At 66.1% G+C, this 17,455-nt stretch carries 11 protein-coding genes, 2 tRNA genes and 1 riboswitch; of the genes, 3 read left to right on the top strand and 10 right to left on the bottom strand.

All coding sequences use genetic code 11. The features are described 5' to 3' along the window. Positions 1-48: 48 nt before the first annotated feature. Together rlmB and rnr are read right to left on the bottom strand one after the other, a co-directional pair. On the bottom strand, positions 49-801 hold the full coding sequence (rlmB, locus tag PA6_RS11265; protein WP_021701045.1) for a 23S rRNA (guanosine(2251)-2'-O)-methyltransferase RlmB: 753 nt from the start codon (positions 799-801) through the stop codon (positions 49-51). Further along, positions 798-3,302 (bottom strand): ribonuclease R, encoded by a 2,505-nt coding sequence (rnr, locus tag PA6_RS11260; protein ID WP_021701044.1) that lies wholly within the window; start codon positions 3,300-3,302, stop codon positions 798-800. The genes rlmB and rnr overlap by 4 nt, the downstream gene beginning before the upstream one ends. Positions 3,303-3,736: 434 nt before the next feature. On the opposite strand from rnr, the gene PA6_RS11255 reads away from it, so the two are divergent. Continuing rightward, positions 3,737-3,823: transfer RNA gene (locus PA6_RS11255), tRNA-Leu, on the top strand. A 108-nt stretch (positions 3,824-3,931) separates the two neighbouring features. Beyond that, positions 3,932-4,018, top strand: a tRNA-Leu gene (locus tag PA6_RS11250). A gap of 110 nt (positions 4,019-4,128) precedes the next feature. Here PA6_RS11250 and PA6_RS24785 read toward each other — a convergent pair. Next, positions 4,129-6,063 carry a methyl-accepting chemotaxis protein gene (locus PA6_RS24785; RefSeq protein WP_021701043.1) on the bottom strand — a complete coding sequence of 645 codons (1,935 nt, stop codon included), beginning with the start codon at positions 6,061-6,063 and terminating at the stop codon, positions 4,129-4,131. Positions 6,064-6,199: 136 nt separating this feature from the next. After that, complete coding sequence (locus tag PA6_RS11240) at positions 6,200-7,642, bottom strand: TolC family outer membrane protein (protein WP_021701042.1); 1,443 nt, start codon at positions 7,640-7,642, stop codon at positions 6,200-6,202. A 208-nt stretch (positions 7,643-7,850) separates the two neighbouring features. After that, a riboswitch (TPP riboswitch) is annotated at positions 7,851-7,957 on the top strand. Positions 7,958-8,040: 83 nt separating this feature from the next. Here PA6_RS11240 and thiC point away from each other — a divergent pair. Then, positions 8,041-9,924: a phosphomethylpyrimidine synthase ThiC gene (gene thiC, locus PA6_RS11235; RefSeq protein ID WP_021701041.1), complete on the top strand. Its 1,884-nt coding sequence runs from the start codon at positions 8,041-8,043 to the stop codon at positions 9,922-9,924. Between the two features lie 55 nt (positions 9,925-9,979). Here thiC and PA6_RS11230 read toward each other — a convergent pair whose 3' ends face one another. From PA6_RS11230 to PA6_RS11205, 6 genes are all read right to left on the bottom strand, one after another. Further along, positions 9,980-10,729, bottom strand: a complete 750-nt coding sequence (locus PA6_RS11230; RefSeq protein WP_021701040.1) for an RsiV family protein — start codon at positions 10,727-10,729, stop codon at positions 9,980-9,982. Between the two features lie 112 nt (positions 10,730-10,841). Beyond that, positions 10,842-12,044, bottom strand: coding sequence for a DUF1302 family protein (locus PA6_RS11225; protein ID WP_021701039.1), 1,203 nt, complete (start codon positions 12,042-12,044; stop codon positions 10,842-10,844). After that, the gene (locus tag PA6_RS11220; RefSeq protein ID WP_021701038.1) at positions 12,044-12,826 is read right to left on the bottom strand and encodes an outer membrane lipoprotein-sorting protein; all 783 of its coding nucleotides are present in this window, start codon (positions 12,824-12,826) and stop codon (positions 12,044-12,046) included. The genes PA6_RS11225 and PA6_RS11220 overlap by 1 nt, the downstream gene beginning before the upstream one ends. Positions 12,827-12,837: 11 nt before the next feature. Then, positions 12,838-13,725: a hypothetical protein gene (locus PA6_RS11215; protein WP_021701037.1), complete on the bottom strand. Its 888-nt coding sequence runs from the start codon at positions 13,723-13,725 to the stop codon at positions 12,838-12,840. Further along, a complete protein-coding gene (locus PA6_RS11210; protein ID WP_021701036.1) occupies positions 13,718-16,243 on the bottom strand; it encodes an efflux RND transporter permease subunit in 2,526 nt (841 codons plus the stop codon). Before PA6_RS11210 ends, PA6_RS11215 begins: the two co-directional genes overlap by 8 nt. Continuing rightward, positions 16,240-17,454 carry an acyl-CoA dehydrogenase family protein gene (locus PA6_RS11205; protein WP_021701035.1) on the bottom strand — a complete coding sequence of 405 codons (1,215 nt, stop codon included), beginning with the start codon at positions 17,452-17,454 and terminating at the stop codon, positions 16,240-16,242. The genes PA6_RS11210 and PA6_RS11205 overlap by 4 nt, the downstream gene beginning before the upstream one ends. Position 17,455: the final 1 nt, after the last annotated feature.

Below are 17,455 nucleotides of genomic sequence, written 5' to 3'. Positions count from 1 at the left end.
CATAGAGAAGCCCCTGGCCGCACGCAAGGCGAATTGGCGATTATTTGATCAGGCCTTGCCCGCCGCACGGCGCTGGCGCACCGCCTCGAACAGGCAGACGCCAGTGGCGACCGAGACGTTGAGACTGCTGACGCTGCCGCCCATGGGCAGCTTCACCAGGTAATCGCAGTGCTCGCGGGTCAGGCGGCGCATGCCCTTGCCCTCGGCCCCCATGACCAGCACCGTGGGGCCGGTCATATCCAGCTGATACAGCTCCTGGTCGACCTCGCCGGCGGTGCCGACAACCCACAGGCCCTTCTTCTGCAGCTTTTCCAGGGTGCGCGCCAGGTTGGTCACCGCCACCAGCGGAATCACCTCGGCGGCGCCGCAGGCCACCTTGCGCACGGTGGCGTTGAGGGTGGCCGACTTGTCCTTGGGCACGATCACCGCCTGGGCGCCAGCGGCGTCGGCGGTGCGCAGGCAGGCGCCAAGGTTATGCGGGTCGGTCACACCGTCCAGCACCAGCAACAGCGCCGGCCCCTCGCTGCGCTCGAGCAGCTCGTCGAGCATGTTTTCGCCCCATACCTGGCTGGGGCTGACCTCGGCGACCACGCCCTGGTGCACGCCCTCGGCCCACTCGTCCAGCTCCTGGCGCTCCTTGTGGCCGACCGCGACGCGGTTCTGCGCAGCCAGCTCGAGCAACGCCTGCACCCGCGGAGCCTGCCGGCTTTCGGCCAGCCACAGCTGCTTGACCCGCTTGGGATGATGACGCAGCAGCGCCTCGACGGCGTGCACGCCGTAGACCTTCTCCAGCTGACTCATCGCTTGGCCTTACGCCCGCTCGGCTTGCCGCCCGCCGGCGCCGCGCCGGACTTGGGCGCGCCCTTGCGGTGCGCGGAAGGCTTCTTGCCTGCCGGCGCCTTGCCACCGCCCTTCTTGGCCCCGTCGAGCAGAGCCTTCTTCACATCACGGCTCTTCTGCACATCGGTATTGCCCGTCCCGACGGACTTGGCCGGCGACTTCTTGCGACTGTCACCGCCACGGCCACGCCCCGCAGAAGCCTGATCGGTCTTGCCTTCGCTCAGCTCGAACTCGATCTTGCGCTCGTCGAGATCGACGCGCATGACCTTCACCGCCACGCTGTCGCCCAGACGGAAACTGCGCCCGCTGCGCTCGCCAGCCAGGCGATGATGGACCGGATCGAAGTGGTAGTAGTCGGCCGGCAGCGCGGTGACATGCACCAGGCCCTCGACATAAATGTCCTTCAGCTCAACGAAGATGCCGAAGCCAGTCGCCGCGGTAATCACACCCTCGAAGATCTCGCCAACCCGATCCTGCATGAACTCGCACTTGAGCCAGTTCACCACGTCACGCGTGGCCTCGTCGGCACGCCGCTCGGTCATCGAGCATTGCTCGCCGAGCTTTTCCAGCGCCGCTTCGTCGTAGGGATAGATACGCGCCTTGGGCATGCTCGCCGCTCCAGCACGCTGCACATGCTTGGTCTCGCGCTTGGAGCGAATCACGCTACGGATGGCACGATGCACCAGCAGGTCCGGATAACGCCGAATCGGCGAGGTGAAGTGGGTGTAGGCCTCGTAGTTCAGGCCGAAGTGGCCGTTGTTCTCGGCGCTGTACACCGCCTGGCTCAGCGAGCGCAGCATCACGGTCTGGATCAGGTGGAAGTCCGGACGCCCCTGGATGCTGGCCAGCAGCTTCTGGTAGTCCTTCGGCACCGGCCCCAGCTTGCCCTTGTGCAGCGCCAGGCCCAGCTCACCGAGGAAGGCCTTGAGCTTCTCCACCCGCTCGGCCGGCGGGCCGTCGTGCACGCGATACAGCGACGGCATCTGGTGATCGAGCATGAAGCGCGCAGTCGCCACGTTGGCGGCCAGCATGCACTCCTCGATCAGCTTGTGCGCATCGTTGCGCTGGGTCGGGCGGATCTCGGCGATCTTGCGCCCGGCGCCGAAGACGATACGCGTCTCCTGGGTTTCGAAGTCGATGGCGCCACGCTCGTGACGAGCCGCCAGCAGGGCCTGGTACAGCGCATAGAGCTGCTTGAGGTGCGGCAGGACTTCCTGATACTCCTCGCGCAGGGCCTTGCCCTCGCTGCTCTTGGGCTGCTCCAGCATGTAGCTGACCTTGTTGTAGGTCAGGCGCGCATGGGAGTGGATCACCGCCTCGTAGAACTGGTAGTCGAGCAGCTCGCCGGACTTGGACATGTTCATTTCGCAGACCATGGCCAGGCGATCGACATGCGGGTTCAGCGAGCACAGGCCGTTGGACAGCTCTTCCGGCAGCATCGGCACCACGCGCTCGGGGAAGTACACCGAGTTGCCGCGCTTCTGCGCCTCTTCGTCCAGCGCCGAGCCGACCTTGACGTAGTGAGACACGTCGGCGATGGCGACATAGAGCTTCCAGCCACCGGAAAACAGCTTCCAGCGACCGCTGTTCTTCTCGCAATAGACGGCGTCGTCGAAGTCGCGGGCGTCCTCGCCATCGATGGTGACGAACGGCAGGTGGCGCAGGTCGACCCGGTGCTCCTTGTCCTTCTCCTCCACCTCGGGCTTGAGCTTGCGCGCTTCCTTGACCACGGCCTCGGGCCAGACATGCGGGATGTCATAGCTGCGCAGGGCAACGTCGATCTCCATGCCCGGCGCCATGTAGTTGCCGATCACCTCGACGATATCGCCCTGCGGCTGGAACCGCGCGGTCGGCCAGTGGGTGATCTTTATCGCGACGAACTGGCCGATCCGGGCACCACCGGTGCGCCCCGGCGTGACCAGCACTTCCTGCTGGATCTTCGGGTTGTCGGCCTCGACGAAGCCGATACCGGCCTCTTCGAAATAGCGCCCGACGATGGTCTCGTGGGCACGCTCGATGACCTCGACGATGGCACCTTCGCGGCGACCACGGCGATCGAGACCGGCAACGCGGGCGAGCACGCGGTCGCCATCGAACACCAGGCGCATCTGCGCCGGGCTGAGGAACAGGTCGTCGCTGCCGTCGTCCGGCACCATGAAGCCGAAGCCGTCACGGTGACCGCTGATGCGGCCGCGGATCAGATCAAGCTTGTCCACCGGGGCGTAGGTGCCACGGCGGGTGTAGATGAGCTGACCGTCGCGCTCCATGGCGCGCAGGCGGCGCCGCAGCGCCTCGAGTTGCTCATCGGTGGTCAGGCCGAACTCGGCCACCAGCTCCTCGCGAGCGGCGGGCGAACCACGCTCGGACAGGTGCTGCAGAATCAGCTCACGGCTGGGGATGGGGTTGTCGTATTTTTCCGCCTCGCGGGCGGCCTCAGGATCGAGGGATTGCCAATCGGCCATTAAGTGAAATCACCTTTACTCATATATAGACGGCTTGCCATATGCCTATTGAAGCGCGAAACGGCGGTTGGGTCTGCTCCCGTTTCGCTCTCGTGCCACGCCAAGGTGCCCAATGGCACCCGCTCGGGCTGCGATCCGCTAGGCGCGGAATGCAGGCAACAGTAGATCCGCTGGCAAGTCCCGCAACGACGCATGGTGCGATTGTGCACGCAACCCATAGGAACGGGCCAGTTTTTGCGCAGACGGCCAGGAGACTATCCCCTTGGCGGGCGACTGAAAGCCGCCGCGAACCGAACGCCAGCACCCCGGAAGCAGCACAATAATTTTTTTGCTGTCAGGGGTTTACAAGCAAAAACCGCATCCGTATAGTTCGCGGCCACAACGTTGCTGAGACGTTGTAACACGGAAACGACTGATTCATCATAGTTTCCCGTGCCCAGGTGGCGGAATTGGTAGACGCACTAGGTTCAGGTCCTAGCGGTGGCAACACCGTGGAAGTTCGAGTCTTCTCCTGGGCACCACTCTTCAGAAACCGAGCTGATAGCTCGGTTTCGCTTTTAACGGAGCAGCTTCCGTACCGTCAAAAACGGTGAATGCTGCAAAAAGTCGGCGAGCAATCGTCGCAATGTGCCCAGGTGGCGGAATTGGTAGACGCACTAGGTTCAGGTCCTAGCGGTGGCAACACCGTGGAAGTTCGAGTCTTCTCCTGGGCACCACTCTTCAAAACAGAACCGAGCCAATGGCTCGGTTTTGTCTTTTCTGACTTCCGGAAATCCTTGCCCCCCCCGACCGCAGCTCATAGAGCTGCGGTCGGGGCATCCGGCTGTCAGACCTTGAACTGGGCGAAGCTGGCCTTGAGCTGACTGACCAGGCCATCGACCACGCGACCACTGGCCGCCGTCTCGCTGACCGCCTGCGCCGCACGCTGGGCCTCGCTGTGAATCACCTCGACCCGACCGCGCACCGCCGAGGCGCCATCGGCCTGGTGGGCAGCGGAGCGGGTGGCGGTATCGATGGCGCCATGCACCTCGTCCACCGACGCCTGTACCGACTGCTGCAGGCGCGCACTGTCGCGCAGCGCCTGCAACCCTTCGGCCGCCTGACCACCGGCCTGGCCGATCACCGCCACCGCCTCACGCGCCCCCTGCTGCAGGGCGGTGATGTGAGCCTGGATGTCGCCGGTGGACTGCTGGGTCTTGCTGGCCAGGGCGCGCACTTCGTCGGCCACCACGGCGAAGCCGCGACCGCTCTCCCCTGCCCGCGCCGCCTCGATGGCGGCGTTCAGGGCCAGTAGGTTGGTCTGCTCGGCAATCGACTGGATCACCGTCAATACCACCTCGATCTGCTCGCTCTGCTTGGCCAGCTTCTCGATCACCGCCGAGCCGCTGTCGACTCTGGCCACCAGCGCCTCGATCAGGCTGCCGACCTTGGCGGCGATCGCCGCATTCTCGTGCGCCGCCTGGCGGATGGCCGCGACTCGCTGCTGGGCATCGTGCATGGCCTGGCTTTCCGCCTGGGCCGCTGCCGCCATTTCCTCCAGGGCCTGCAGGCTGCCGGCCACCTCGTCGCGCTGCCGCCCGGCCGCTGCTTCCGCCGCCGCACTGCGCTTGGCCAGGCTGCGAATCTCCTCGCCGGTACGCTGCGCCACCTCACCAGCCTCGCGAATGATCGGCTGCAGCTTGGCGATGAAGCGGTTGACCGCATCGGCCATCTCGCCGACCTCATCGTCGCTGTCCAGCTGCACTCGCCGCGTCAGATCACCTTCACCCGCCGCCAGATCCTGCAGGGCAGCGATCAGCAGCTGCAGACGGCTGAGCACCCGCCAGCCGAGCACCAGGGCCACCACTGCAAGCGTCAGCAGGCCGACCACCAGCAGGCCGGAGGCAATCCGCCAGCGCAGGCTTTCGGCCGCCTGCTGCACGGTCTCGCTGCCATTGCGCGCCATGTCGGTGGTGGCCTGCTCGGCCATTTTCAGGCGCTGCTGCAGGGCTTGCGTGCTTTCCTGAGCCGCGCCAGTCAGGCTTTTGTCGACCAATTCGCCGGCATTGCCGACCAGGGTGGCGAAACGGCTATCCAGCGCGGCCAGCTCCTGCTCCACACCGTCCAGCGACATGCCCAGCTGCACCTTGCCGATCGAAGCGCCCATCGGATTGATGTCGACCTCGACCATATGCACCTTCGGGTCGCGCGAAGCGGCATCGACCAGCTTGGCCAGCGCCGTGTCACCCTGCCCGGCCGCCACCAGCTCACGCACCCGCGGGCTGCTGCGGTTGAAGTTGCGGGTCAGGCGCTGGCCCTGGGCGTCATAGAACACTGCGAACAGCACCGCCGGATCACGCTGAACGATGCGGGTCAGCGCGGTCAGCGCCGGGGCATCGTTGTCCCAGATGGACTTGGGCGCCACACCGGCCAGCAGCTGGGCCATGGAGTTGCCGGACTGCTTGAGATTCTCCTCCAGCACCTTGCGCAGCTGCGCCTGCTCGTCCTTGAGCTGGCCGGTAAGGCCACCGGAGAGGCGCTCACGGGTGTTGCTGGAAAGTGCGGCGAGGCCGGCGCTCATTTCCTTTTCGGCGCTACCCAGCTCGGCAGCCAGACGCTGGCTCTCGCCACCGAGGCGCTGCGTCAGGTCGTTGACCAGACCGTCGACGGTAGCACGCGTCAGCCAGACGGCAAGCCCGACCTGGACCAGCATGGCCAGGCCGAGAGCGATGAAGACGGGGCGCAGCAGGCGGCTGCGCAGCAGTGAAAACAGGACGGACACAACGAAACTCCTTCCGGTCAGACGAACCGATGACAGTGCATCGGCCGTATTGGGCAAAGCTGTAGCTAAGCAAGGTATAGGCCATTTGCCAGCATAAAAAAAACCCCGCATGTGCGGGGTTTTCTTGGCGAGCGACTCAGAAGTTCGAGTTGCCCTTGAGCTGCGCTTCCGCGGCCTTGGCCAGGTCCTGCGGCAGGAAATCACGATCCGGGTCGTAGTCCGGCTTGAGGAAACTGGACAGCGCTTCCAGATCGCTCGGCGCCAGGGTACCGGCAGCCTGCTTCAGACGCAGGTTGTTGAGGATGTAGTCATAGCGTGCATCGTTGTAGTTGCGCACCGAGCTGTACAGCTGACGCTGGGCATCGAGCACGTCGACGATGTTGCGGGTACCGACCTGATAGCCGATTTCGGTGGCTTCCAGGGCGCTCTGGTTGGAGATGATCGACTGGCGACGGGCCTGCACGGTTTCCACGTCGGTGTTCACCGCGCGATGCAGGTTGCGGGTGTTCTCCACCACCTTGCGGCGCAGGCTCTCGCGTTCCTGCTCGCTCTGGTTCAGGCGCTGGTAGGCCTCGCGCACCTGCGAGCTGGTCAGGCCGCCGCTGTAGATCGGGATGTTCAGCTGCAGGCCGATACTGGTCTGCTCGGCGTCACCGTCATAGGGCGACAGGGCATCGGTGTTGGAGAAGCCGAGGTTGTCGTTGTCACCCTTCTGGTACTGGGCCACGGCGTCCAGGGTCGGCGCATGGCCGGCCTTGTTCTGGCGCAGGGTTTCCTCGGCCGCATTGACCGCGTAGTTGCTGGCCTGCAGGTTGAGGTTCTGCTGGGCAGCAGTGTCGACCCAGGCCTTGGCGTCGTTCGGCGTCGGCTCCAGCACCGGCAGGCTGTGCAGAATGCCTTCGATGGAGGCGTACTCGCGGTTGGTCAGGGTGACCAGGGCCTGGAACGCGTCATCCACGGCGCGCTCGGCGAGAATGCGGTTGGCGCGGGCGGTGTCGTAACCGGCCTGGGCTTCGAGCACATCGGTCTTGTCCGACAGGCCCACGTCGAAACGCTCGTTGGCCTGGTCCAGCTGGCGCTTGAATGCCGCTTCCTCGGCCTTGGTCGAGGCCAGGGTGTCCTGGGCGCGCAGCACGGCGAAGTAGGTTTCGGCGCTCTGCAGGATCAGGTTCTGCTCGGTGGCCGAGAGCTGCAGGGCGTACTGCTGATCGGTGGCCTTGGCTGCCTGGAACTGGTACCAGCGGTCGGCACGGAACAGCGGCTGGCTCAGATTGGCGCGATAGGACAGGCCGCTGCGCGAGCTGTCGATGTCACCGTTGCGGGTGTCCACCTTGGTATCGGTATTCATGCTGTCGGCGCCGGCCGACAGATTCGGCAGCAGACCGGCCCGGGCCTGCGGCACCACTTCCTTGATCGCCGCGTAGTTGGCACGTGCGGCGGCGAGGTCGGCGTTGTTCTTCACCGCTTCGTTGTAGACGGTGACCAGATCGGTCTTGCTTGCCAGGGGGGCCTCTTCGGCCCAGGCCATTCCTGTGGTGGCAGCAGCTACTGCGAGCGCCAGAGAGAGTCTGCGTAGCATGATCAGTCCTAGATGCGGGGTAATCGGGCAAGGCTAAGGCTGCGACCGGCAGCGGTCAAGGCGGCCACGGCGCAACAGCGGGCCAGTTTGCGACAAGCTTTGTTTCTTCGCCGCAACAATGCCTGCTGCCGGACAGATTCCCGACGAAACGTCGCGCGGCCACCGGATAGCGCTTGGTGTTCCTCGGCACGCTTGATTAGACTGCCGGCAGTTCTTGTCGGGGTGCCCAGAGTCGTGGGCTGAGATCGGATAGTTCCGGATCCCGTTGAACCTGATCAGGTTAAGGCCTGCGTAGGGAACAAGATGTCCTCGCCTCCTTGTGGCGAGTCCTCTCGCACCAGCCATGGTGCACCTTGCGCCATCAGGTTCGCTCCGACATTCAGCCAGGAGCCGTGCCGATGAGTGTCAAACAACAGAAGAATCTCAGCGAGAGCGCCCAGGTCGACCAGCAGTCGATCCAGCCCTTCCCGCGTTCGCAGAAGATCTACGTGCAGGGCTCGCGCCCGGACATCCGCGTGCCGATGCGCGAAATCAGCCTGGACGTTACCCCCACCGCCTTCGGCGGCGAGATCAACGCCCCGGTCACCGTCTACGACACCTCCGGCCCCTACACCGACCCGAATGTGACCATCGACGTGCGCCAGGGCCTGGCCGATGTGCGCAGCGCCTGGATCGAGGATCGTGGCGATACCGAGAAGCTGCCGGGCCTCTCCTCCGAATTCGGCCAGCGCCGCCTCAATGATGCCGAGCTGTCCGCCATGCGCTTCGCCCACGTGCGTAACCCGCGCCGCGCCAAGGCCGGCTGCAACGTCAGTCAGATGCACTACGCGAAGAAGGGCATCATCACGCCCGAGATGGAATACGTCGCCATCCGCGAAAATATGAAGCTGGCGGAAGCGCGCGAAGCCGGCCTGCTCAAGGAACAGCACGGAGGCCAGAGCTTCGGCGCCTCGATCCCGAAAGAGATCACCGCCGAGTTCGTGCGCAGCGAGATCGCCCGTGGCCGCGCCATCATCCCGGCCAACATCAACCACGTGGAGCTGGAGCCGATGATCATCGGCCGCAACTTCCTGGTGAAGATCAACGGCAACATCGGCAACTCGGCGCTGGGTTCCTCGATTGAAGAGGAAGTGGCCAAGCTGACCTGGGGCATCCGCTGGGGTTCGGACACGGTCATGGACCTGTCCACCGGCAAGCACATCCACGAGACCCGCGAGTGGATCATCCGCAACTCGCCGGTGCCGATCGGCACCGTGCCGGTCTACCAGGCGCTGGAGAAGGTCGGTGGCATCGCCGAGGACCTGACCTGGGAGCTGTTCCGCGACACCCTGATCGAGCAGGCCGAGCAGGGCGTGGACTACTTCACCATCCACGCCGGCGTGCTGCTGCGCTATGTGCCGCTGACCGCCAAGCGCGTCACCGGCATCGTCAGCCGCGGCGGCTCGATCATGGCCAAGTGGTGCCTGGCGCACCACAAGGAGAACTTCCTCTATACGCACTTCGAGGAAATCTGCGAAATCATGAAGGCCTACGACGTCAGCTTCTCGCTGGGCGACGGCCTGCGTCCCGGTTCTATCGCCGACGCCAACGACGCCGCGCAGTTCGGCGAGCTGGAAACCCTCGGCGAGCTGACCAAGATCGCCTGGAAGCACGACGTGCAGACCATGATCGAAGGCCCCGGCCATGTGCCGATGCAGCTGATCAAGGAGAACATGGACAAGCAGCTGGAATGCTGCGACGAAGCGCCGTTCTACACCCTCGGCCCGCTGACCACCGACATCGCCCCCGGCTATGACCACATCACCTCGGGCATCGGCGCGGCGATGATCGGCTGGTTCGGCTGCGCCATGCTCTGCTACGTCACGCCCAAGGAGCACCTGGGCCTGCCGAATAAGGATGACGTGAAGACCGGCATCATCACCTACAAGATCGCCGCGCACGCCGCCGACCTCGCCAAGGGCCATCCGGGCGCACAGATCCGCGACAACGCCCTGAGCAAGGCGCGCTTCGAGTTCCGCTGGGAAGACCAGTTCAACCTCGGCCTCGACCCGGACACCGCGCGCAGCTACCACGACGAGACCCTGCCCAAGGAGTCGGCCAAGGTGGCGCACTTCTGCTCCATGTGCGGGCCGAAGTTCTGCTCGATGAAGATCACCCAGGAGGTGCGCGAGTACGCCGCCGAGCACGGTCTGACCGACGAGCAGAAGGCCATCGAGGCCGGCTTCGCCGAGCAGTCCGAGCGCTTCAAGGAAGAAGGCGCTGTGATCTACAAGCAGGTCTGAGCCGCGCTGCAGAGATGAAAAAGCCGGGCATGCCCGGCTTTTTCATGTGCGCCGTTCAGCGCGACGAGGGAAAGTAGATGGGCTTGAGGATGCCGTTCAGCCGCGCGTAGGGAATACGCAGCTCGGGGTGGCCGCTGGCATAGGGGGCGATACGCCCGACCTCGTACTTGAGCATGACCGAGTCGCGCAGCAGGGCGACATTGGCGGTGCGCACGAACGGCCACTCGGCCTGGTACTGCAGATCCTGATCCAGGCCATTGGCCTTGAGCCAGGCCTGGTAGGCCAGCTCGGCCTGCTGCCAGAAGGCCGTTTCGCCGTCCGGCAGCAGCAGGTCGCCCAGGCTCAGCAGGCGGCCCTTGTCGCGGTCATAGTTGAGGTAGGCACGTCCGGGAATGCCGTGAGCACCGCCGGTGAAGCGGTAGCTGGACAGCTCGATCACCGCCAGACGGCCGTGCTGCTGCAGCACCTTGGATTGCAGGTAGCTCATCCAGCCCGGCTGGGCGCTGGCCAGGAACTCCTGCTCGTAGACCGCCAGCGAGGGCGGCGCTGGATCACCCGGCAGCTCGATGGTCAGCTTGAGCAGCTCCTGCTCGAGGCGCGCATTCAGTTCCGGCAGCTCGTCGAAGGTCTGCAGGTCGATATTGATCAGCGCGCAGTCCTTGCCCTCGCAGCCCGGTGCGCGATGCTCCCAGGCCTGGCGACTGACGGCCAGCCCCGATTCAGGCTTGGCGGCAAGCAGCAAGGCCTGGCAACCACTGAGCAGCAGCGACAGGGACAGCAGGCCGGCAACGGCAATGGCACGCATGGATTCTCCTCGGGACGGCGACGGGCGGTTCGACTGCGCGCCGCCCCGGGTGTTCCCGGGCACGGCGGCGGCCATTGTCGCCGCCCGCGCGGCGCCATCCAAGTGGCAGGAATCACAGGCTGAAGTCGCGACGCACCTGCAGGTAGAGACGATCGCGATTGTCGAACTGGCCGTACTGGGTGGTCTGCCCGCCGCTGAAGGCGATGTAGCCCGTTTCCAGGTACCACTGGTTCCACGGCCGGTAGCCGAGGTTGGCCTTGACCATGTGGCTGCCCTGCACCTCGCGGTTGTACAGCCAGAGGATGCCGGCGTTGAGGCGCTGCTTGGACCAGTCCTTGAGCACCGCCGCCGACGCCTCCCAGCCGGTCTCGCGCTGCAGGCTGTCCGGCGCGCCATGGCGATGGCTGACCGTGGCCTGCAGGTTGACCGTCCATTCGTTGCGGGTCAGGTCGAGGCCGAGCAGCGCCGCCGACTTGGGTACGTTATCCGCACCTTCCGGGGTCTGCAGCGGTTCGTTGAACAGATGCACCAGGTCGCCACGCACCACCCAGTCGCCGGCCGGGCGGGCGAACGAGGCGCCGACCAGGCTACGCCGGCGCTGCTGCTCGACCATCTGACCCTCCTCCACCACGTACAGCGGATCGGGGCTGAGGCCGTCGAACAGGTAGAAGTCCAGATCGGTGCCGTCGACCAGCATCTTGCCGCGCCAGCCGATATCCGGGCGCTCGTGTTCGTCGTCCTCGTTCAGCCCCTCCGGCCGCCCGGCCACGGCGAAGTCGGCGCCGGCCGGGGCGTAGCGGGTGGTCTTGGCCCTGGGCGCGACGACGAACTGCTGCTCCAGGCTGTCGCCGTAGATCTCCACCACCGCCATCGGCCGGGTCTGCCGGCCGAGGGAGTAGTCGTCGATGTAGGGCAGCAGGAACTCGCGCAGGTCCAGCGGGTTGAGCACGTCGACCAGGCGGAAGTAGTCGCCGCGGCCCCAGGCGATCTGCTGCTGACCGAGGCGCCACTGCCAGTCGTCGCCGGCCCAGGTCAAATACAGCTCGCGCAGGTCCTGGTCGGACTCCATGCGGTCTTCCAGCTTGCCGCCGGCATCGTCGTACTGGCTGCGGTAGCGGCCGAGCAGCACGCTGTCGAGGGTCCAGTTGCCCTGGCTGATGCGGCTTTCCAGCAGCGCCTCGACGCGGTGGCCGGAGCTGCTGGCGCCCGTGGTGTCGTGGTGGTAGCCGTCCTCCACATGGCCGCGACTACTGAGGGTCGCCGCGGCCAGCGGCAGGCTGGTCAGGCCCAGCAGGCCGATAAGCACTGCACGCATCAGCGAATCCCGTTGCGCAGGGCGCGCTCGCTGAAGTTCTGGTCGCCCAGGTCCAGGTTGTAGTCGGCGGCGGTGCGCAGCAGGCGGGTCTGGCCACCCTCGACCAGGTTGCTCATCAGCGATTCGTTGACCGTCCAGAAGCCTTCCACCTGGCTCACATCGACCACTTCGAAGGTCTTGATCTGGCGGCCGCCACGGAAGAACTCGTCACGCAGGATCAGCTGGCGCTCGCGGTCGACGTAGACCAGGCGCTGGCTGTAACCGGTGCGCGGATTTTCCAGGCCATCGGCGGTGCGCGCCTCGATCACGTAGACCGGGCGGCCCTTGAACTCATCCTCGCGCAGCAGCCGGTACTGGTAGTCGTCGACGCGCATGCGCTCGATGTCGGCGAAGGAGAAGTCGGTACCGAGGAACGGGCCCTCCTTGGAGTTGGTGGCGATGCGCCGGGTCTTGCGTAGAGCCGGCAGGTACAGCCACTGGTCGTCCTCGCGGGCGGCGGCCTCGGCGTAGCTGTGCATGAGGATGCCGGTGCCGGCGGTGTCACTGGGCGCGGTGAAGTACAGGGTGGCCTTGCGCTCCTCGCCGTACTCCTTCTCCAGCATCAGCAGCTTGCGCTCGCGGACGAAGCCGTCGGCCATGGTCTGCACCAGGGTCACTTCGGAGCGGCGGTCCTGGCCTTCGTCGCGGTCGCGCACGGCGCGCATGATGGCGGCGGGGTCGAGAGCCTCGGCGAGAGCCGGGAAGCTGAGCAGCAGGCCGATGGCGAGCAGGGAAATACGCATGGGGAAACTCCTTAACGACAGTCGACTGTCAGGTAGCTGTTCGGGGTGGATGACCACTGCGCGGTGGTCTCCAGGCGGTAGCCGGGCAGGCTCGGCACCTCGGCGCGCTGGCGACCCAGGGCGACCAGCTTGAGGCGCTGGAAGTCGGGCCGTGCCAGGTCCTGCAGGTCACGGCTGCGCAGGCTCTCGGCGATCAGGTAGAGCTGTGCCACTTCGTCATCGCTGGTCGGCAGACCAGACTCGCCGTTGAGTACCTGGCGCAGGTAGACCAGGATGTCGACGGCCGAATAGGCCTGCAGGCTGCGCTGGCGCAGCGTCGCGGCGGCCTGCTGCAGGCCCTGCAGGGTGGTGGTGCGCGGCGGCACCGGACCGCTGGCCTGCAACGTCCACTCCTGCAGGGTGTAACCCTGCAATACGCCCTGGGCGCCGCTGGCCACCCGGCAGCCGGGAGCGAAGTCGGCGGCCAGGCGCTTGGCGTAGCGCAGCAACAGCTCGGCCTTGTCCGCTTCGGCGTAGGGCCGCGCCAGGCGCAGCCAGAAGTGCGTGCCGTCGGCTTCGGCAGTCACCAGGCGCGGGCCGAGCAGCGGATGCCGCTCGACCAGCCCGGCCAGGGTCTTGAGGCCCGCGGGCGTCAGCTCGCGGGTCTCGATCAACCGGCGAAAACGCACGTCGTCGCCCTGGACGGCAATGGCATTGGTGCTGGCCAGGCTGTCCAGGGACTGGATCGGCGTCCGTCCCTGGCCATCCTTCACTTCCCACAGGTTCTGCGTGGCGCCGACCAGGCGCTGCAGGTGCTCGGCCTGGTACAGCTCGCCGCCCGGATAGAGGGTCAGCGCCAGCCAGTCCTGGGCGCCAGCCGGCAGGGCCACGCACAGCAGCCAGAGCAGGTGCTTACGCATTGGCCGGCTCCAGCTGCGCGGCGGCCTCTGGCTGCTGGCGGGTGCGCACGAATACCGGCAGCACCAGCAGGGCGAACAGCGCGGAGAACAGCATGGTCAGCGAGATGAAGATGCCCAGGTTGACCAGCGACTGGTAGCCCGACAGGCACAGCACCAGGAAGCCCAGCCCCAGCGCCAGGGTATTGATCAGGATCGGCTTGCCGGTATGCCGCAGGGCGTACTGGGTGGCCTGCTGGGCCGAGCCCGGACTGTGGCGCATGGCGGCGATCACGTGGATCGCGTAGTCGATACCGATGCCGAAGGAGATCGCCGCGATGATCGAGGTGCCGATGTCCAGGTCGGTGCCGCTCAGCGCCATCAGCGCGCTGATGCCCACCAGGGTGAACAGCAGCGGCAGCAGGGCGACGAAGCCCAGGCGAATCGAGTGGAACATGGCCATGACCATCAGCACGATCAGCGCCGGCGAGGACAGGATGCTGTTGACCTGGCCCCAGACCACCGCGTCGGTGGTGGCCACCAGCACTTCGCCGTAACCGGACACGCGCACGCTCATGCCGGCCGGCAGCACCTCACGGGCGTAGTCGAGGGCACCACGCATCAGCGCGCCGACTTCCGAGGAGCGGTCGGTGTGCAGGATGGCCAGCACCCGGCCGCTCTGGAAGCGGCGGTCAACCACGTCGAACAGGTCGCGGCCGTTGGCGTTCTCGTAGAGCAGGTAGTACTGCGCCAGCAGGCTGGCGCTGATGTCGTCCGGCAGGCGGTACTGCTCGGCGGCGAAGGTGTCCTGGGTTACCTGGTGCAGACGCTTGACGAAGTCGGCCGGCGAGTAGGTGAAACCGACCAGCTGCTGCTGGCGCAGATGCTCCTGCAGCCTGGCCACACCCTGGATCACCGCCGGGTCCTTGAAGGCGTCGGCCCTGTCGCTCTCGATCATGATGCTGATCGGCGTAGTGCCGCCGAACTTGGCGTTGATCGCCGCGTCGTCCTGGCGGATGCGGCTGTCCTGCTCGAAGTAGCCGATCACCTGGTTGTCGATGGTGAGGTTCTCCACCACGTACCAGCTGCACAGCACGATGACCACCAGCATGCCGAAGGCCAGGCGTCTGCCGTAGCGGGCGAAGTGGCCGAGGGCGGCGATCATGCGGTCCAGACGATCGCTGACCAGCAGGCCGTGGCGCGGCGGCTCGGCCTTCCACAGGATGACGATGGCCGGCAGGAAGACGATGGTGATCAGCCAGGCGAAGAAGATGCCGAAGCCGGTGAAGATGCCGAACTCGCGGATGAAGGTGACGTCGGTCCAGATCAGCGAGAAGAAGCCGACCAGGGTGGTCATGCAGGTCACGAACATCGGCCAGAACAGCTGCTGCATCACCGCGAAGGCGGTGTCGATGCGCGCCTGGCGGTCCGGCTTGGGCGGCAGGTTGCGGTAGTAGTCGGCGAGGAAGTGGATGGCGTCGCACACCGCGATGGAGATGATGAACACCGGCATGATCGAGGTGATGATGTTCTGCTTCACCCCGCACGCGGCCATCAGGCCCAGGGTCCAGATCAGGCTGAAGATGGCGATCAGCAGCGGCGCCACCACGCCCTGCACCCGGCCGAAGCTGACGAACAGCACCAGCAGGATCACCAGCAACACCGCCGGCAGCAGGGTCTGGTTGTCCTGCTCCATGTTCGACGCGGTCTGCGCGGCGATCATCGGCGGGCCGCTGAGGTAGATGCGATCGTCGCCCTGCACCTTGTCGGTGATGTCGACGATGGCCTGGTACACCTGCAGCATGGCCGGCGAGTCGTCCTGGGCGATGTTGAACTCGACCTGGATGGTGGTGGCGCTGCCGTCACGCGAGACCAGGCTGTCGAGGAACAGCGGGTTGCCCATGGCCTCGGCGCGCAGGGCCGCAAGCCCGGCCGGGTCGGTCGGCACCTGCGGCATCAGCGGATGCACGTCGAGCGCCTCGTCGATGGTCAGCAGGTTCTCGATGGTCACCAGGCTGCGCACCTTGCGGATCGGCACCAGGCGGGTGTGCAGGCTGTCCAGCCAGGCTTCCTGGGTATGGCTGAGCTCACCGGCCTCGGCCAGGCGCTGCTTCAGCGCGGCCAGGCGCGGCTGGTCGGCCGGGGTCAGGCCGCCTTCGAGGATGGCCTCGACATCGGCCTGCAGGCGCGGATCTTCGGCCAGGGCGCGCAGCTTGTCGCTGTCGCCCGGCAGGACCATCTCGATGGCCTGGAAGGCGCGGGTCAGCTCGGCCACCCGCTGCAGGCTGCCCGGGTTGAAGATATTGCCCTGGGGGTTTTCCAGGGCGACGAAGGCCTGCTCGCCGGTGTTGGAAAAAAGACGTTTGTTTTCGGCATCGGCCATCCGGCTGGGGTGGCTCTTGTCGATCATGTAGGGAGTGCTGTTGATCTCCAGGCGGCCCAGCGCGACCACCGCCGCAGCGGTAATCAGCAGCAGGAGGGCGAGCATCAGCCAGGGCCGATGCAGCATCCAGGAGAGCAGCGCGACGGCGCGGGGCTTCATGCGGCGGCTCCCGCGCCGGTGTAGGCGTCCAGACGCAGGTCGTCCTTGGCCTTGCTGCGGTTCTGCGCCTCGGCCACCAGGTTGGCCCAGATCACCGTCTTGTGGATCTCGCTGGTGCCGCCGGCGAAGAACAGGCCGATGGAGTCGCGCAGCAGGCGCTCGAAGTGGAAGTCGCGGCGGTAGCCGTAGTTGCCGTGGATGCGCATGGCGTTGAGGCAGGCCTCGTGCATCGCCTCGCTGGCGAGCATCTTGATGATCGAGGCCAGGGTCGAGCAGTCCTGGCCTTTCTCCAGGGCGGTGAGGCCGCGCACCACCACGCTGCGCAGCAGTTCCAACTGGGTGTAGGCCTGCACGATGTGGCCCTGGACGTACTGGTTGTCGCTGATCGGCCGGCCGAAGGCCTCGCGCTTGAGGCTGTACTGCAGGCACTCGTCGATCACCGGCTGCATGCAGCCGACGATGGACACACCGGTGAAGATGCGCTCGACCAGGAAACCGAAGTACAGCACGCGCAGGCCCTGCCCCTCGACGCCGACCAGGCTGTCGGCGGCCAGCGCCACGTTGTCGAAGGTCAGGCTGCCGATCGGCGTGCCACGGTTGCCCATCAGGTCGAACGGCACGGACTGGGTCAGGCCGGGTGCAGCGGTTTCGCTGATGAAGCAGGAAATGGCATTGGGGCCGGCCTCTTCCAGGCGGGCGAAGGTCATGCAGATGTCGGCCACCGGGGCATTGGTGATGTTCCATTTCATGCCGTTGAGGCGGTAGCCGCTGCCATCGCGACTGGCCGCCAGCTTCAGCGAGCGCACGTCGGAGCCACAGCCCTGCTCGGTGATGGCGAAGCAGCCGATCTTCTCGCCGCTGATCAGCGGCGGCAGCCAGCGCTGCAGCTGCTCCTCGCTGCCGTAGCTGAGCAGCGCGGCCTGCACCAGGGCCACCTGGGCGACGAAGGAAACCAGCACGCCCATGTCCTGGCAGCCCTCGGAGAAGCCTTCCAGCGCGGCGGAGAACTCCCACACGCCAAGCCCCTGGCCGCCGAAGCGCTCGGGCATGTGCACGCCAAACAGCCCGGTTGCGCCCAGGGCGCGCCACAGCTCGCGGTCGAAGCCCAGCGCCTGGTCGCGCTCAGCCGAGGTCGGGCGCACCAGGTCGCGGCCGACGGCCAGGTAATGGGCGCGGATCGCCTGCTGCTGTTGGTTCCAGATACCGTTCATG

Origin of the sequence: Aquipseudomonas alcaligenes NBRC 14159 (assembly GCF_000467105.1) — a bacterium.
Taxonomy (GTDB): Bacteria; Pseudomonadota; Gammaproteobacteria; order Pseudomonadales; family Pseudomonadaceae; genus Aquipseudomonas; species Aquipseudomonas alcaligenes.
Note: the sequence above shows the minus strand (reverse complement) of the source record. Positions and strands in the feature narration are given on the sequence as shown.

Coding starts and splice junctions, on each gene's coding strand:
- PA6_RS11210 (WP_021701036.1), bottom strand. CDS start 16,243: ATGAAGCCCCGCGCCGTCGCGCTGCTCTCCTGGATGCTGCATCGGCCC.
- rnr (WP_021701044.1), bottom strand. CDS start 3,302: ATGGCCGATTGGCAATCCCTCGATCCTGAGGCCGCCCGCGAGGCGGAA.
- PA6_RS11205 (WP_021701035.1), bottom strand. CDS start 17,454: ATGAACGGTATCTGGAACCAACAGCAGCAGGCGATCCGCGCCCATTAC.
- PA6_RS11220 (WP_021701038.1), bottom strand. CDS start 12,826: ATGCGTATTTCCCTGCTCGCCATCGGCCTGCTGCTCAGCTTCCCGGCT.
- PA6_RS11230 (WP_021701040.1), bottom strand. CDS start 10,729: ATGCGTGCCATTGCCGTTGCCGGCCTGCTGTCCCTGTCGCTGCTGCTC.
- PA6_RS11215 (WP_021701037.1), bottom strand. CDS start 13,725: ATGCGTAAGCACCTGCTCTGGCTGCTGTGCGTGGCCCTGCCGGCTGGC.
- thiC (WP_021701041.1), top strand. CDS start 8,041: ATGAGTGTCAAACAACAGAAGAATCTCAGCGAGAGCGCCCAGGTCGAC.
- rlmB (WP_021701045.1), bottom strand. CDS start 801: ATGAGTCAGCTGGAGAAGGTCTACGGCGTGCACGCCGTCGAGGCGCTG.
- PA6_RS11240 (WP_021701042.1), bottom strand. CDS start 7,642: ATGCTACGCAGACTCTCTCTGGCGCTCGCAGTAGCTGCTGCCACCACA.
- PA6_RS11225 (WP_021701039.1), bottom strand. CDS start 12,044: ATGCGTGCAGTGCTTATCGGCCTGCTGGGCCTGACCAGCCTGCCGCTG.